Annotated in this window: 12 protein-coding genes; 3 read left to right on the forward strand and 9 right to left on the reverse strand. The window is 74.4% G+C overall.

Going from position 1 to position 16,553, the window contains the following annotated elements:
* Positions 1-15 precede the first annotated feature (15 nt).
* The 7 genes from ACRYR9_RS01875 to ACRYR9_RS01905 all read right to left on the reverse strand — a co-directional run bounded on the left by ACRYR9_RS01875 (position 16) and on the right by ACRYR9_RS01905 (position 10,162).
* Positions 16-3,441, reverse strand: coding sequence for a pyruvate carboxylase (locus tag ACRYR9_RS01875; protein ID WP_432491852.1), 3,426 nt, complete (start codon positions 3,439-3,441; stop codon positions 16-18).
* A 97-nt stretch (positions 3,442-3,538) separates the two neighbouring features.
* Positions 3,539-4,300, reverse strand: coding sequence for an SDR family NAD(P)-dependent oxidoreductase (locus ACRYR9_RS01880; protein ID WP_432491850.1), 762 nt, complete (start codon positions 4,298-4,300; stop codon positions 3,539-3,541).
* 17 nt (positions 4,301-4,317) lie between these two features.
* Positions 4,318-5,328, reverse strand: coding sequence for a transketolase family protein (locus tag ACRYR9_RS01885; RefSeq protein WP_432491982.1), 1,011 nt, complete (start codon positions 5,326-5,328; stop codon positions 4,318-4,320).
* Positions 5,329-5,369: 41 nt separating this feature from the next.
* Complete coding sequence (locus ACRYR9_RS01890; protein WP_432540177.1) at positions 5,370-6,248, reverse strand: transketolase; 879 nt, start codon at positions 6,246-6,248, stop codon at positions 5,370-5,372.
* 36 nt (positions 6,249-6,284) lie between these two features.
* Entirely contained in the window at positions 6,285-7,610 is a 1,326-nt protein-coding gene (locus ACRYR9_RS01895) for an MFS transporter (RefSeq protein ID WP_432491848.1), read from the reverse strand.
* Between the two features lie 190 nt (positions 7,611-7,800).
* Positions 7,801-8,460: a GntR family transcriptional regulator gene (locus ACRYR9_RS01900; RefSeq protein WP_432491846.1), complete on the reverse strand. Its 660-nt coding sequence runs from the start codon at positions 8,458-8,460 to the stop codon at positions 7,801-7,803.
* Positions 8,461-8,677: 217 nt separating this feature from the next.
* Entirely contained in the window at positions 8,678-10,162 is a 1,485-nt protein-coding gene (locus ACRYR9_RS01905) for a CoA-acylating methylmalonate-semialdehyde dehydrogenase (protein ID WP_432491978.1), read from the reverse strand.
* A gap of 175 nt (positions 10,163-10,337) precedes the next feature.
* On the opposite strand from ACRYR9_RS01905, the gene ACRYR9_RS01910 reads away from it, so the two are divergent.
* Both ACRYR9_RS01910 and ACRYR9_RS01915 read left to right on the forward strand, forming a co-directional pair.
* On the forward strand, positions 10,338-10,505 hold the full coding sequence (locus tag ACRYR9_RS01910) for a hypothetical protein (RefSeq protein ID WP_432491844.1): 168 nt from the start codon (positions 10,338-10,340) through the stop codon (positions 10,503-10,505).
* 99 nt (positions 10,506-10,604) lie between these two features.
* Complete coding sequence (locus ACRYR9_RS01915) at positions 10,605-12,656, forward strand: vWA domain-containing protein (protein ID WP_432491842.1); 2,052 nt, start codon at positions 10,605-10,607, stop codon at positions 12,654-12,656.
* Positions 12,657-12,935: 279 nt separating this feature from the next.
* Here ACRYR9_RS01915 and ACRYR9_RS01920 read toward each other — a convergent pair whose 3' ends face one another.
* Positions 12,936-14,135: a serine hydrolase domain-containing protein gene (locus tag ACRYR9_RS01920; RefSeq protein ID WP_432491840.1), complete on the reverse strand. Its 1,200-nt coding sequence runs from the start codon at positions 14,133-14,135 to the stop codon at positions 12,936-12,938.
* 239 nt (positions 14,136-14,374) lie between these two features.
* Complete coding sequence (locus tag ACRYR9_RS01925) at positions 14,375-15,580, reverse strand: cystathionine gamma-synthase (protein ID WP_432491838.1); 1,206 nt, start codon at positions 15,578-15,580, stop codon at positions 14,375-14,377.
* A gap of 109 nt (positions 15,581-15,689) precedes the next feature.
* On the opposite strand from ACRYR9_RS01925, the gene msrA reads away from it, so the two are divergent.
* Positions 15,690-16,331 carry a peptide-methionine (S)-S-oxide reductase MsrA gene (msrA, locus tag ACRYR9_RS01930; protein WP_432491976.1) on the forward strand — a complete coding sequence of 214 codons (642 nt, stop codon included), beginning with the start codon at positions 15,690-15,692 and terminating at the stop codon, positions 16,329-16,331.
* Positions 16,332-16,553 lie beyond the last annotated feature (222 nt).

Here is a 16,553-nt window from a genome sequence, read left to right on the forward strand (position 1 = left end):
GGGCGGCGGGCGCCCTCACGCCGGCTGCAGGCGCAGCAGCAGGTCCCCGGCGTCCACGGACTGCACCGGGTCCACCGCGACGTGCAGGACCGTCCCGGCACGCGGGGCGGTGATGGCGGCCTCCATCTTCATCGCCTCGATGGTGGCGAGCACCTGCCCGGCCTCCACGGCCTCGCCCACCGCCACGGCGAGGGTGACGGTGCCTGCGTAGGGGGCGGGCAGGTGGGTGGGGTCGGCCGGGTCGGCCTTCTCGGCGGTGCGGGTGCGCACGTCCACCGAGCGGTCGCGCACCTGCACCGGGCGCACCTGCCCGTTGAGGCTGGCCAGCACCGTGCGCATCCCCCGCTCGTCCGGGTCGGAGACCGCCTCGAGCACCACGATGAGCTGCACGCCCTGCTCCAGGTGCACCACGTGCTCCACGCCGGGTCGCAGCCCGTACAGCGCGTCGAGGGTGTCCAGCACCGAGGTGTCCCCGAAGGCGGCGCGGTGCTCCGCGAACGCCTTCGCCGGCCCCGGGAACAGCAGCCGGTTCAGCGCCTCGCGCCGGCGCGGCCCCGGCGAGGCCAGGTGCTCGGCCTCCTCGGCCGGAACCTCCGCGGCCGTCGTGCGGGCGGTGCGCCCGGCCAGCGCCTTCGAGCGGAACGGCTCGGGCCAGCCGCCCGGCGGCGTACCAAGCTCGCCGGCGAGGAACCCCACCACGGAGTCCGGCAGGTCCACCCCCGAGGGGTCCTCGGCGAACGCCGCCACCGCCTCCTGGCTGTCCACGCCGGCCGCGACCAGCTGCAGCGCGAGGTCGCCGACCACCTTGGAGCTGGGGGTGACCTTCACCAGCCGGCCCAGCACCCGGTCCACGGCCGCGTACGCCGTCTCGATCGCCTCGAACCGCTCCCCCAGGCCCAGGGCGATGGCCTGCTGGCGCAGGTTGGACAACTGCCCGCCGGGGATCTCGTGCTCGTACACGCGCCCGGTGGGGCCGGCCAGCCCCGACTCGAACGGCGCGTACACGCGGCGCACCGCCTCCCAGTACGGCTCCAGGTCCATCGCGGCGCGCAGGTCCAGCGGCGTCTCGCGCGCGGTGTGCTCGGTGGCGGCGACCAGCGCCGACATCGACGGCTGGCTGGTGGTGCCGGCCATCGAGGCCACCGCCACGTCCACCGCGTCCACGCCCGCGTCGACCGCGGCCAGCAGCGTCGCCAGCTGACCGCCGGCGGTGTCGTGCGTGTGCAGGTGCACCGGCAGGTCGAACTCGCGGCGCAGCGCACCGACCAGTTCCCGGGCCGCCGCCGGGCGCAGCAACCCGGCCATGTCCTTGACCGCCAGCACGTGCGCACCGGCCGCGACGAAACGCTCCGCCAGCCGCAGGTAGTACGACAGGGTGTAGAGGTCCTCGGCCGGGTTCGAGAGGTTCCCCGTGTAGCACAGCGCCGCCTCGGCCACCGCCCCGCCGGCCTCGCGCACCGCGCGGATCGCCGGCTCGACCTGGCCGGCGTCGTTGAGGGCGTCGAAGATGCGGAACACGTCGACCCCGGTGGCCACGGCCTCGGCGACGAACGCGTCGGTCACCGCCAGCGGGTAGGGGGTGTAGCCGACGGTGTTGCGCCCGCGCAGCAGCATCTGCAAGCACACGTTCGGCACCGCCTCGCGCAGCGCCGCCAGCCGCGCCCACGGGTCCTCGCCCAGGAAGCGCAGCGCCACGTCGTAGGTCGCCCCGCCCCAGCACTCCAGGCTCAGCAGGCCCGGGAGCGTGCGCGCCACGTGCGGGGCGACCGCCAGCAGGTCGGCGGTGCGCACCCGCGTCGCCAGCAGGGACTGGTGGGCGTCGCGGAACGTGGTGTCGGTGACGTGGACGCGGCTCTCGTCGCGCAGCCACCGCGCGAAACCCTCCGGGCCCAGTTCGTCGAGGCGCTGCTTCGAACCCCTCGGCGGCTCGGCGGCGGCCACGCCCGGAGCCGTGCGCGGCAGCTTCTCGCGCGGGTGCACGTGCACCGGCGGGCGGCCGTTCGGGGTGTTCACGGTGACGTCCGCCAGGTGCGTCAGCAAGCGGGTGCCGCGGTCGGCGGGCGTGCGGGAGACGGCCAGCTCGGGGTGCTCGGCGATGAACGAGGTGTCCACCCGCCCGGCGGTGAAGTCGGGGTGGTCCAGCACCGCCTGCAGGAACGAGATGTTCGTCGCGACCCCGCGGATGCGGAACTCCGCCAGCGCCCGGCGCGCGCGGGCCACGGCCGCGGGGAAGTCCCGGCCCCGGCAGGTCAGCTTGACGAGCATGGAGTCGAAGTGCGGGGACACCTCGGCGCCGGCGTTGGCGGTGCCGCCGTCCAGGCGCACCCCGGCGCCGCCGGCGGAGCGGTAGGCGGAGATCCGCCCGGTGTCGGGGCGGAAGCCGTTGGCCGGGTCCTCGGTGGTGATGCGGCACTGCAGCGCCGCACCGTTGACGCGGAGCGCCTCCTGGTGCAGTCCCAGGCCCGCCAGGGACTCCCCCGCGGCGATGCGCAGCTGCGACTGCACCAGGTCGACGTCGGTGACCTCCTCGGTCACCGTGTGCTCCACCTGGATGCGCGGGTTCATCTCGATGAACGCGTGCTCCCCGGCCCGCTCCCCCGCGGTGGCGACGAGGAACTCCACGGTGCCGGCGTTGACGTAGCCGATCTCGCGGGCGAAGCGGACCGCGTCCGCGTGCAGGGCGCGGCGCACCTCCTCGTCGAGGTTCGGCGCTGGCGCGATCTCGACGACCTTCTGGTGCCGGCGCTGCAGGGAGCAGTCGCGCTCGAACAGGTGCACCACCTCGCCGGAGGCGTCGGCGAGGACCTGGACCTCCACGTGCCGCGGGCGTTCCACGGCGCGCTCCAGGAATACGGTCGGGTCGCCGAACGCCCCGTCGGCCTCGCGCATCGCCGCGGCCAGCGCGTCGGGCAGCTCGCGCGCCGTGCGCACCAGCCGCATCCCGCGGCCGCCACCACCGGCCACCGCCTTGACGAACACGGGGAACCCCACGCCGTCCGCGGCGGCGATCAGCTCCCCGGCGTCCGCGGACGGCGCGGAGGACTCCAGGGTCGCGATGCCCGCCGCCCGCGCCGCGGCCACCGCCGAGACCTTGTTGCCCGCCAGCTCCAGCACCCGCGCCGGCGGACCCACGAACGCGATGCCCGCGTCTGCGCACGCCCGGGCCAGGTGCGGGTTCTCCGAGAGGAACCCGTACCCGGGGTAGACCGCGTCGGCTCCCGACTCCCTCGCCACCCGGACGACCTCCGCGACGTCCAGGTAGGCGCGCACCGGGTGCCCGCGCTCACCGATGAGGTACGCCTCGTCCGCCTTGGAGCGGTGGATGGAGTTGCGGTCCTCGTGGGCGTACACCGCGACGGTGCGCGCCCCCAGCTCGTACGCGGCCCGGAACCCCCGGACCGCGATCTCCCCCCGGTTCGCCACCAGCACCTTGCGGAACACGGCCTGCCTCCTCCATCGGTCGGTCGGGCTCGGGGCGACCCTGTCGGGTGGGCGCACCGACGTCAAGGGCGCACCGCGCGCCCGGCGAGCGGAGCCGTCAGTGGATGTGCGAACCGCCGTTGACGTCGTACGTGGCGCCGGTGACGTACGAGGTCTGCTCCCGGCACAGGTACGTGATGAGGTCCGCCACGTCCTGCACGCGACCCTTGCGCCCGACGGGCACGCCGGCCAGCAGCTGCTCCTCGCGCTCGCCGCTCAGCTTGCCCGCGGTGATGTCGGTGTCGACCAGGCCGGGTGCGACGGAGTTCACGGTGACGCCGTGCGGGCCGACCTCGCGGGCCAGGGCACGGGCGAAGCCGAGCTGGGCGGCCTTGGCCGCCGAGTACGCCACCCCGCCGAACACACCGCCGCCACGCTCGGCGGAGACAGAGGAGAGGAACACCACGCGTCCGAAGCCGCGCTCGACCATCCCCGGCACCAGCCGGCGGGTCACGTTGTACGCACCGCGCACGTTGACCGCGAAGACGCGGTCCCACTCCGCGCCCCCGACCTCCAGGAAGGGCACGGGCGAGGTGATGCCGGCGTTGTTCACGAGCGCACCGACGGGCGGCAGCGCGTCGGCGAGCACGCTGAGCGCACCCTCGACCGAGGTCTCGTCGGTGACGTCGCAGGCGATGCCGGCGGTCCGCACGCCGGCGCGCTCGCCGACCTCGTGGGCAGCGTCCTTCGCGCTGGCCTCGTCGAGGTCCAGCACCGCGACGTTCCAGCCGGCGGCGGCCAGGGCGTGCGCGGTGGCGCGGCCGATGCCGCGCACTGAGCCACCACCGGTGACGACGGCGGTCTTGTCGGAGACGGTCACGGGGTTCCTCCAGCGGTTCAGGCGGTGGGCGGGGCGGTGGGCTGAGCGGCGGGTGCGGCGGTGGGGGCCGGGCGTCCGCCCAGCTCGGCGCGCACCCGCTGCACGACGGCGTCCGTGGACAGCCCGTAGCGGTCGTGCAGCGTCGGGAGCGCACCGGCGGCGAGGAACTCGTCGGGCAGCGCGATCGGCACGACCTTGGTGCCGACCCCGGCGAACGCCAGGGTGGAGGCGACCGACTCGGCCAGGCCGCCGACGACGGTGTGGTTCTCCAGCGTCACCACGAGCCGGTCGGTGCTCGCCGCGGCGAGGACGGCCTCGCGGTCGAACGGCTTGATGGTCGGCACGTGGAGCACGGCGACGTCCACGTGGTCGGCCTCGAGGCGCTGCGCGGCCTGCAGCGCGCGCATCGTCATCAGGCCGGTGGAGATCAGGACGACGTCGCGGCCGGTGCGCAGTTCAGCGGCCTTGCCGAGCTGGAACCGGTAGTCGTACTCGTCGAGGACCGTGGGGACCTTGCCGCGCAGCAACCGCAGGTAGGTCGGGCCGGGGTGGTCGGCCAGTTGCGGGACCGCCTGCTCGATGTCGACCGAGTCGCAGGGGTCGACGATCGTCAGGTTCGGGCAGCCGCGCAGGATGGCGAGGTCCTCGGTGGCCTGGTGGCTGGGGCCGTACCCGGTCGTGAGGCCGGGCAGGGCGCCGACCACGTTGACGTTGAGGTTCGGCTCGGCGATGTCCAGGCACAGGAAGTCGTAGGCGCGCCGGGTGGCGAACACCGAGTAGGTGGAGGCGAACGGCACCAGGCCCACCTCGGCCATGCCGGCCGCGGCGCCCAGCATCGTCTGCTCGGCCATGCCCATCTGGAAGAACCGCTCGGGGTGGGCTTCGCGGAAGACGTGCATGTCGGTGTACTTCGCGAGGTCCGCGGACAGCCCGACGACCTCGGGGCGCTGCTCGGCCAGGCGTGCCAGCGCGTGCCCGAACGGTGCGCTCGTGGTCCGCTGCCCCGGGTCGGCGAACGAGGCGATCATCGCCGAGGTCTTCAGGGCGGGCTTCTTCCCGGTGGTGGCGCTCACGACGCCCTCCCTTCGTCCAGCTGGGTCCTGGCCTGCGCCCACTCGTGCTCCTCGACGCGCATGAAGTGGGCCTTCTCGCGCGAGGCGAGCATCGGCACCCCGTGACCCACGCGGGTGTCGCAGATCAGCACCTTCGGCGAACCCCGGTGGGCGGCGAGCTCGTCGAAGGCGTCGACCAGGGCGGCGACGTCGTTGCCGTCGACGCGCACGGCGTGCCAGCCGAAGGCGCGCCACTTGTCGGTGACCGGTTCGGTGCGCAGCACCCCGGCGGTGGGCCCGTCCGCCTGCAGCGCGTTGACGTCGACGATCGCGGTGACGTTGTCGAGGCCGTGGTGGGCGCACGACATGGCCGCTTCCCACGTGGACCCCTCGTCCAGCTCACCGTCGGAGAGGAGGTTGAACACCCGGGCGGGGTTGCCCTGCAGCCGCAGGCCCAGCGCCATGCCGGTGGCGACGCCCAGGCCGTGCCCGAGCGAACCGCCGGAGATCTCCATGCCCGGGGTGTACGACGCCATGCCGGACATCGGCAGGCGGGAGCCGTCGGAGCCGTACGTCTCCAGCTCGTCGACCCCGATGGTGCCGGCCTCGGCCAGCGCGGCGTACAGGGCGATGGCGTAGTGCCCGATGGACAGCAGGAACCGGTCGCGACCGGGCCACTCCGGTTCCTCGGGCCGGTAGCGCAGCTGGTCGCGGTAGGCGACGGCGAGGACGTCGGCGACGCCGAGGGCCTGGCCGATGTAGCCCTGGCCCTGCACCTCGCCCATCAGCAGGGCGTGGTGGCGGATGCGGTGCGCCGCCTCCTCCAGGCGCGCCACCAGGGTGGCGCGGTCCTCGGCGCTGCGCGGCGGCGCCGCGTGCACGGTGGTCACGGAGATCCTCCTGTGTAGGGGGTGGGGGACGTGGTGGACGGCTCAGCCGACGGAGCCGACCGAGTGGGACCGCGAACCGGCGCCCGAGGCCGCCTCGAGCCGGGCGACCTCGGCGCGCTGCGCCGGGCCCCACGTCTCACGGGTGACGACGGCGGCCACGAACCCGCACAGGCCGTAGGCGCTGAACAGCAGCGCGGGACCGACCCAGCCGGTGGCGTCGTAGAGGAAGACCACGATGAAGGGGGTGAAACCGGAGACGACGGCGGACAACTGGTAGGCCAGCGACGCCCCCGAGGTGCGGGTCTTCGCGGAGAACAGCTCGGAGAACCACGCGCCCTGCACGCCGGCGAGGCAGTTCTGGCAGACCGCGTAGCTGACGACGAACGCCAGCACGATCGCCACGGCGGCACCGGTGTTGAGGGTGAGGAACAGCGGCACGCCCCACAGCACGGTGAGCACGGTGCCGAACAGGTACACGGGCCGACGGCCGACCCGGTCGGTGAGGGCACCCCACGCCGTGGTGGCGACGATGCCCAGCGCGGCCGCCGTCATGAGCGCCGTCAGGGTGAGCGTGCGGTCGGCCAGCTCCTCCTCGCGCAGGTACGTCAGCACGAACGTCACGGAGACGGCGTACCCGGCGGTCTCGGCCACGCGCAGGCAGAAGGCGCGCACGATGCTGCGCCAGTCGTCGCGCAGGACGTCCTTGAGGGGGTTCTTCGCGACCTCCCCCTCCTCCTTGAGCTCGGTGAACTCCGGGGACTCCTCGACCTTGAGGCGGATGACGATGCCGACGGCGATGAGCACGGCGCTCAGCAGGAACGGCACGCGCCAGGCCCACGTGCCGCCGAGGGGCACGCTGAGCAGGAACGCGGCGTTGGCCAGCAGCAGGCCCAGGGGGAAACCGGCCTGGGTGATCCCGGTGTACAGGCCCTTCTTGCGCCACGGGGCGTGCTCGAAGGTCATGAGGATCGCGCCGCCCCACTCGGCCCCGAAGGCGAGGCCCTGCACGACGCGGACGAGGGTGAGCAGGACACCGGCCCACACGCCGACCTGGGCGTAGGTGGGCAGCAGGCCGATGCAGACGGTGGCGATGCCCATCGTCAGCAGCGAGGCGACGAGGACGGGCTTGCGGCCGATCCGGTCGCCGAGGTAGCCGCCGATGATGCCGCCCAGCGGGCGCACCGCGAACCCGATGCCGAGGGTGGCGAACGACAGCAGCGTGCCGGACAGCGGGTCCTCGGAGGGGAAGAAGGCGTCGTTGAAGTACAGCGCGGCTGCGGTGCCGAAACCGATGAAGTCGTAGGTCTCGATGGTGGCGCCGATGGAGGAGCCGACCGCCACCCGCTTGCGGGCGGGGGTGCCTTCCACCGGGTGTCGCGAGGACGCGGGGGCGAGGGGGGCTCCGTCCGGCTGCACGGGTCGTTCCGACATGGTGATCTCCATCGATCGTTCCTGCGGCGGACTGCCGAGTGTCAACACTCAACAGGCGTCGATGGTGGCTCCACCCCCGGGGTCTTGTCAACGGGACGCCCCGGCGGCGACCCGCCGGACCGGGCGCTCAGGCGGCGTGGGCGGCGGCGTACTGCTCGGCCGCGGTCGCCATGTGCTCGCGGACCACGGCGACCGCCGTGGCCGCGTCGCCGCGCCCCAGTGCCTCGACGATGGGCAGGTGGCGGTCCCCGGAGGTCATCGACGCCCAGGTGGCGGGGTCCAGGCTCATGATGGTGACCTGCATGCGCCCCTCCAGGTGCCGCCAGCTGTCCACGAGCATCGAGTTGCCGGACAGCTCGCACAGCCGCAGGTGGAACCCCAGGTCGGCGCGCAGGCGCGCCTCGAAGTCGCCCGCCTCGGCGATGCGCCCCAGCGCCTCGCGCAGCACGGCGACGGCGGCGTCGCGGTCCGGCCGGGCGGCGATCTCCTCGACCGCCAGGCCCTCCAGCACCGCGCGCACCCGGAACAGCTCGTCCACCTCGCGCACGGACAACGCCCGCACGCGCAGCATCCCGCGCATGCCGGCCGTGACCAGCCCCTCCTGCTCCAGGTGGCGCAGCGCCTCGCGCACCGTGCCGCGGCTGACCCCCAGCTGCTGGGAGAGGTCCACCTCGCCCAGGTGGTCCCCCGGGCGGTAGCGGCCGGAGGTGATGGCGGCCCGCAACACGGCCAGCGCGCGCTCGCGCAGGGTGCTGCGGTCGAGGCTGGACAGCTGCTCGAGGGTCATGCAGGGGCCTCCAAGGTGGGAACCCCGATCCTACGGGGGCGATCGCGCCGAGCCGGTCCCACCAGGGGACCCCTCGAGCGCACGGTCACGACCGCGGCCGGGGTCCACGTCGGCGCACCCCGGCTGCTCGGGCCGCAGACCCGCGCCACCGCTCGCACCGGCGGGCCGGAGGTGCCGCACGCGCTCCCGCGACGGTCGGCACCCCCGGAGGCGGGCGTCAGGAGTTCTGCGGGAACCCCAGGTTCAGCCCGCCGTGGGAGGGGTCCAGCCACCGCTCCGTGACGACCTTGCCGCGGGTGAAGAAGTGCACGCCCTCGGTGCCGTGGGCGTGCGTGTCGCCGAACAGGGACGCCTTCCAGCCGCCGAACGAGTAGTAGGCCACCGGTACCGGCACCGGCACGTTGATGCCGATCATGCCGACCTGCACCTCGTTGCGGAACCTGCGGGCCGCACCGCCGTCGTTGGTGAAGATTGCCACGCCGTTGCCGTACCTGTTGGCGTTGATCATCTCCATGCCGTCGTCGTAACCGTCCACGCGCAGCACGGACAGGACGGGACCGAAGATCTCGTCGGTGTAGATCGACATGTCCGTGGAGACCTTGTCGAAGAGGGTGGGGCCCAGCCAGAAGCCGTCCGCGTCGCCGTCGGGGACGACCTCGCGGCCGTCGATGACGAGCTCGGCGCCCTCGCGCACGCCCGCGTCGACGTACCCGGTGACCTTGTCGCGGTGCGCGCCGGTGACCAGCGGACCCATGTCGCAGCCGCGACGGCCGTCGCCGGTGCGCAGCGTCGCCACGCGCTCCTTGATCTTCGCGATGAGCTCGTCGGCGATCGAGTCGACCACCACCAGCGCGGACACCGCCATGCAGCGCTCACCCGCGGAGCCGAAACCGGCGTTCACGGCGGCGTCGGCGGCCAGGTCCAGGTCCGCGTCGGGCAGCACCAGCATGTGGTTCTTCGCCCCACCCAGGGCCTGCACGCGCTTGCCGTGCGCGGTGCCCGTCTCGTAGACGTACTGCGCGATCGGCGTCGACCCCACGAAGGAGATCGAGGCGACGTCGGGGTGGGTGAGCAGCCCGTCGACGGCGACCTTGTCGCCGTGCAGGACGTTGAACACCCCGTCCGGCAGCCCGGCGTCCTTCCACAGCTGTGCGATGAAGTTCGCCGCCGAGGGGTCCTTCTCGCTGGGCTTGAGCACCACGGTGTTGCCCGCGGCGATCGCGACGGGGAAGAACCACATGGGCACCATGGCCGGGAAGTTGAACGGCGAGATGATGCCGACCACGCCGAGGGGCTGGCGCACCGAGTACACGTCGACCTTCGTGGAGGCGTTCTCGCTGAACCCGCCCTTGAGCAGGTGGTTGATCCCGCACGCGAGCTCCACGACCTCCTGCCCGCGGGAGACCTCGCCCAGGGCGTCGGAGAGGACCTTGCCGTGCTCGGCGGTGATGATCTCGGCGAGCTCGCCCTTGCGGGCGTTCAGCAGCTCGCGGAACTTGAAGAGCACCGTGGTGCGCCGGGCGAGCGAGGTGTCCCGCCAGGCCGGGAACGCGGCGCGGGCGGCGGCCACGGCGGCCTCCACATCCGCGGGCGCGGCCAGCGCCACGTTCTTCGTGACGCGGCCGGTCGCGGGGTCGTAGACGTCGGCGAACCGGTCGCCGGACCCGGCGGTCGGGGCACCGCCGATCCAGTGCTCGACGATCGGGTGGTCGCTGCGCTGCGACGCGGCGCTGCCAGCGGCGGCGGTGGAGCTGGCGGTCGTGGTGGTCACGAGGGGAGCCTCCTCGGTCACGGATCGGCGGACGGCGCCATCATGCCACCGCGAGGGCCCTTTTTGTAAAGACAAGCTGTCATTGAGCTGCCTCGATCCGGGAGGGGTGCGACGCCTCCCCGGCGGCTCGCTGCCCGTGTACGCCGACGAGCACGTCGTCCTCAAGCTCTTCCCGCCCGTGCACGCCGCGGCGGCTCCCGTCGAGTCCGGTGTGCTGCAGGCGCTGGCCGGGAGCTGGTTCAGCGCGACCCCCTCCGCCGGCCGGACCGGCTGACGGTGCGGCTCGCCGGCGCCGGACGCAGCGAGCCGGTCACCGCGAGGACGGGGCAGCGGGGCGTGGCGCCGCAGCGGCACCGGACGTAGCGTCGGGCGCATGAGCGATGCGCGGGGCCGGTCCTGGGCGCGGCGGCGCGGCGGGCGCTACCGGTACGGCGAGTGGGCCGGCGGCCCCGACCCCCTCGCCCCGCCCCACGACGTGCGCGCCGCCGTCGACCGCGTCGGGCAGGAGGTGCTGAACGGGGGGTCGCTGCGCGAGGCGCTGCGCGACCTGCTGCGCCACGGCCCCGACGGACGCTCCGGCCTGGAGGACCTGCGGGCCCGCGCCGCCCGCCTGCGCCGCGAGGCCGCCCGGCGCGGCGACCTCGACGGCGCCCTGACGAAGGCGCGCGCCCAGCTCGACCAGGCCCTGGCCGCCGAGCGCGAGGAGCTCGCCACCCGCACCGGCGACGACCCCCGCGCCGACGACGCCCGCTTCGCCGAAGCGCGCCTGGACGCCCTGCCCCGCTCCACCGCGCAGGCCGTGCGCGACCTGGAGGACTACGACTGGGCGTCCGAGCAGGCCCGGCAGCAGTACCGGCGGATCCTCGACGGGCTGCGCGACGACGTCCTCGGCCAGCAGTTCCGCGGCGTGAAGCAGGCCCTGTCCGGCGGCGACCCGGCCGCGGTGCAGGCGGTGAAGGACATGATCGCCGACCTCAACGACCTGCTCGCGCAGAAGGCGCGCGGCGAGGACACGCAGGCCGGCTTCGAGGAGTTCATGTCGAGGCACGGCGAGGCGCTCGGCGCGGACGCGGAAGGGGTGGAGGACCTCGACGGGCTGGTCGACCTGCTCGCCCGTCGCGCCGCCGCCGCCGCGCGCCTCATGCGCTCGCTGTCCCCCCAGCAGCGCGAGGAGCTCTCGCAGCTCGTGCAGCAGGCGTTCGGCGACGACCTGGACCTCCAGGCCCAGATGGCGCAGCTCTCCGACAACCTGCGCGCCCTGCGCCCCGACCTCGACGCGGGCCGCGGCGAGCGCGTGCGCGGCGCCCGCGGCAGCGAACCCCTCGGCTACGGCGAGGCCGCCGACGCCCTGCAGGAGATCTCCGAGCTCGACGACCTGCTCGACTCCCTCGGCCAGGAGCACCCCGGCGCCACCCTCGACGACGTCGACGTGGACGCCCTCGAGCGCCAGCTCGGCCGCGGCGCCGCCGACGACCTGCGCCGCCTGAAGGAGCTGGAGCGCGAACTGCAGCGGCAGGGCTGGCTCACCCGCTCCGGCCAGGGCCTCACCCTGTCCCCCAAGGCGCTGCGCCGCCTCGGGCAGAGCGCGCTGCGCGACGTGCTGAACCGCGTCACGAGCGACGGCCGCGGCGACCACGAGAACACCAGCGCCGGTGCGGGCGGCGAACCCACCGGTGCCACCCGCCGCTGGGAGTTCGGCGACGAGCAACCCCTCGACGTGGTGCGCACCGTCTCCAACGCCCTGCGCCGCACCCGCCCCTCCCCCGGCGGCGCCGTGCGCCTGAGCTGGGAGGACTTCGAGGTCGTCGAGACCGAGCGGCGCGCCTCCGCCGCCGTGGCCCTGTGCGTGGACCTGTCGTTCTCCATGGCGGCGGAGGGCCGGTGGGGCCCCATGAAGGAGACCGCGCTGGCACTCAGCCACCTCGTGTCCACCAAGTTCCCCGGCGACGCCCTGCAGATCATCGGCTTCGGCCTGCACGCCGCCCCCATGACCCTCGGCGAGCTCGCCGAGGTCGAACCCGACTTCGTGCAGGGCACGAACCTCCAGCACGCCCTGAGCCTCGCCCGCCGCCACCTGCGCCGGCACCCCGCCGCCGAACCCGTCGTCCTCGTCATCACCGACGGCGAGCCCACCGCCCACCTCGACGACAGCGGCGGCACCCCCGAGGCGGTCTTCCAGTGGCCCCCCACCTCCGCGACGATCCGCGCGACCGTCGCCGAGGTCGACCACCTCACCCGCTCCGGCGCCACGATCAACCTGTTCATGCTCGGCGAGGACCCCGGCCTGCGCCGGTTCGTCGAGGCCGTCGCCCGCCGCAACGGCGGGCGCGTCCTGAGCCCCAGCCCCGAACGCCTCGGGCAGTTCGTCGTCGACGACTACCTCCGCTCGCGGTCGGGGCGTTCCTCCCGGCGGCGCGCTTCCTGAGCGCCCGCCCCCGGTCAGCGCGGCCGGCTCGGGGCCTCGCCCGGGTGGTGCGGTGGCCCCTGCCGTCGGGCTCTCCACCTCACTCCGCCGTGATCAAGGAAGTTGCCACTTCCTTGATCACGGTGATCTTCAGGGGCGCCGCGTTCCCGGCCGAGCCGGAGCGGACGGGTACCGCAGCGAGCGACAGGACGGTGGGGGTGCGGAGGCCGGCGGCCGCAGCACCCCCACCGGCCCACCACGGCGACCACGGCGACCACGCGGACGAAACCCGTGGAGGACTCAGGCGAACGCAGCACGCACCGCGTCCAGCACCGCGTTCGCCGCCGCGAGCGCCCCCTCCTCGTCGGCCGCGACAGCGTTCGGCAGCGCCGTCACCGCGATCGTGACCGCGCGCCCGTCCTCGGTGGCGCCGCCGCGCGTCTCGAACCCGGGGATGTCCCCGCCGTGGCCCCACAGGAGGGTGCCGTCCGGCAGGGGCGAGCTGGACAGCCCCAGCCCGTAGCGCGCGCCCTCCCACAGGTCCGGGGAGGGGACGGTGGTGCGCATCTGCTCCAGCTGCTCGCCGGGGACCAGCTCCCCGGACAGCAGTGCGACGGTGAAGCGGTTGAGCTCGCTGGGCGTGGCGACGAGCGCACCGGCCGCCCACCCCCACGACGGGTCGAGCAGCGTGATGTCGCGCCAGGGCTGCGTGGCGGAGTCGCGGTGGAAGGCCGACGGGTGCTCGCCGCGGAACCCCTGCTCCCCCGGGTGCGGGAAGAAGGTCTCGCACAACCCCAGCGGACCGGCGATCCGGGTCCGCACCAGTTCCGCCAGGGGCCGGCCGGTGACCCGCTGGGCGAGCAGACCCGCGACCACGTACCCGGTGTTGCTGTAGGCCCACTCCTGCCCCGGCGCCGCCGTCGCGGGCTGGTCGGCGGCGAGGTCGAGGAGCTGGCGCGGCTCGTAGTACCGCTCGCGCAGCTCGAACCAGTCGGTGGTGCCGAAGGAGCCGGTGTAGTTCGGCAGGCCGGCGGTGTGCTGCAGGACCTGCCGCACCGTGATCTCGCGGCCGTCCCCGGCGGGGCCGCGCAGCAGTCCGGGCAGGTGCGCCTCCACCGGCTCGTCGAGGTCGACGAGCCCCTCGTCGACGAGCTGCAGCACGACGGTCGCCACGTACGTCTTGGTGTTGCTGCCGACGCGGACGCGCCCGTCCACGGGCACCGGCCCGACGGAGCTCGCGGTGAGGTCGTCCACGCGCCCGTCGGGATCGCGCACGCTCGCCAGCGCGGACGGGAACCCGACGTCGTGCACGAGGTGGTCCAGGTGCTCCTGCAGCGGGTGGCGCCGGCGGCGGGGGGTCGCGGTCGCCCCGGGTGCCGCGGCGACGGCCCCGGCGGTGAGCGCGGCCCCCCCGAGGGCGCTGAGCACCGAGCGGCGCGAGGGGGCGGCGAGGGTGGTGGTCACGGCGGTCTCCTGACGTCGGCGGTTGGGTGTTCCCATCCGACCGGAGCCGCGCACCGCGTTCGAGGGGGTGGGCGGGTGTCTGCGTGCGGGGGTTTCCCCCACCGCGGCCGGGTTCTCGCCCGGGCGGTGGGGTGGCCCTGCCGTCGGGCTCTCCGCCCGCTCATCCCCGGGCACCTCACCCGGGTGCACCCGGCAGCGGGCGGAGAGCCGGCCGCAGCCCCCCGGCCCACCACGGCGACCACGCGGGCGACCCTCGCGACGGGGAGGCGGGAGCGTCAGCCCAGGGCGGTCGCGAGGTCCGCGATGAGGTCGTCCGCGTCCTCCAGGCCCACGGACAGGCGCACGAGGTCGTCCGGGACCTCCAGGAGGGAACCCGCCACCGAGGCGTGGGTCATCCTGCCGGGGTGCTCCACGAGGGATTCCACGCCGCCGAGGGACTCGGCCAGGGTGAACAGCTCGGTGCCCTTGCACACGCTCAGGGCGTCCTCGACGCTCGCGGTGCGGAAGGAGATCATCCCGCCGAAGCGGCGCATCTGCTTGACGGCGACGTCGTGGTTGCGGAACTCGGGCAGCCCCGGGTAGAGCACCTTCGTCACGCGCGGGTGGGACTGCAGGAACTCCACGATCCGCTCGGCGTTGTCGCAGTGCCGGTCCATGCGCACCGCGAGGGTCTTCAGGCCGCGCTGCACGAGCCAGGAGTCGAACGGGCCGGGCACGGCGCCCATGGAGTTCTGGTGGAAGCCGATGCGCTCGGCGATGGTGCTGCCGCGGCCGTCGTCGCCGTCGCGGACGACGACGGCGCCACCGACGACGTCGGAGTGCCCGCCGGCGTACTTGGTCGTGGAGTGCACGACGAGGTCGGCGCCCAGCAGCAGCGGGGTCTGCAGGTAGGACGTGGCGAAGGTGTTGTCCACGACGAGCAGCGCGCCGGCGGCGTGGGCGATCTCGGCGATGGCGGCGATGTCGCCGATCGTGAGCAGCGGGTTGGTGGGGGTCTCCAGCCACACCAGGCGGGTCGCGCCGGGACGCACCGCCTCGCGCACGGCGTCGAGGTCGGCGAGGTCGGTCGGGGTGTGCTGCACGCCCCACGGCTCGGCGACCTTCTTCACCAGGCGGTAGGTGCCGCCGTAGGCGTCGTTCGGGATGACGACGTGGTCGCCGGGCTTCAGCAGCGCGCGCAGCACGGTGTCCTCGGCGGCCAGGCCGGAGGCGAACGCGAAGGCGGCGTCGCCCTGCTCCAGGGCGGCCAGCTGCACCTCCAGCGCGGTGCGGGTGGGGTTGCCGGAGCGGGAGTACTCGTAGCCGGTGCCCAGGCCGGTGCGCAGGCCGCCGACGCCGTCCTGCTTGTAGGTGGACACCTGGTAGATCGGGGTCACGACGGCGCCGGTGGCCGGGTCGGCCTCCTGGCCGGCGTGCAGGGCGCGGGTGGAGAAGCCGGGCGTCGCGGGCTTGCCGCCGGTGGGGCTGTCGGGAGTCGTCACGGTCGGCAAGCCTACGCAGCGCGGGAAGGTCGCCGGGCCCCGCGCGGTTGCACCGGTCACCACGAGGGAGGAGCACGCATTGCTGTTCGGCAACCCGTACAAGACGCGCATGGTGACCCGTGAGGAGGCCCTGGCCGGCTCGCCGGCCCGCCGCTTCGAGGTCCCCGCGGAGCACGCGGTGCTCGGCACCCCGCTGGAGGGGCCGTGGCCGGAGAGCACCGAGGTGATCTCCTTCGCCATGGGCTGCTTCTGGGGCGCGGAGCGCATCTTCTGGCGACAGCCGGGCGTGGTGACCACCGCGGCCGGGTACCAGGGCGGCTTCACCGAGAACCCGACGTACGAGGAGTCGGTGACCGGCCGCACCGGCCACGCCGAGACGGTCCTGGTGGCCTACGACCCGGCCGTGACGAGCGCGGAGCAGCTGCTGAAGGTCTTCTGGGAGAACCACGACCCCACGCAGGGCTTCCGGCAGGGCAACGACCGCGGCACGGAGTACCGCTCGGCGGTGTACACCACGACCGACGCGCAGCTCGAGGCCGCTCGGCGCACCCGCGAGACGTTCCAGCGCGAGCTGACCGAGCACGGCCACGGGGAGATCACCACGGAGATCCGCCCGGCGGCCGAGGCGGGGCCGTTCTGGTACGCCGAGGAGCACCACCAGCAGTACCTGCAGAAGGTCCCGAACGGGTACTGCAACCACGGCCCGAACGGGATGACCTGCCAGATCGGGCTGGTCGGCACCGCGGAGTGAGCGCCCGGTGAACGGCACGGGGGTGGTGCCGCGATCTCGCGGCACCACCCCCGGTGCGTCCGCGGCTCCCCCGGAACCACGACGCCCCGTCCCCCCGGCGGGGGGGGGGGGGGGGGGGGGGGGGGGGGGGGGGGGGGGGGGGGGGGGGGGGGGGGGGGGGGGGGGGGGGGGGGGGGGGGGGGGGGGGGGGGGGGGGGGGGGGGGGGGGGGGGGGGGGGGGGG

The organism is Kineococcus auxinigenes, from assembly GCF_050871525.1.
Taxonomy (GTDB): domain Bacteria; phylum Actinomycetota; class Actinomycetes; order Actinomycetales; family Kineococcaceae; genus Kineococcus.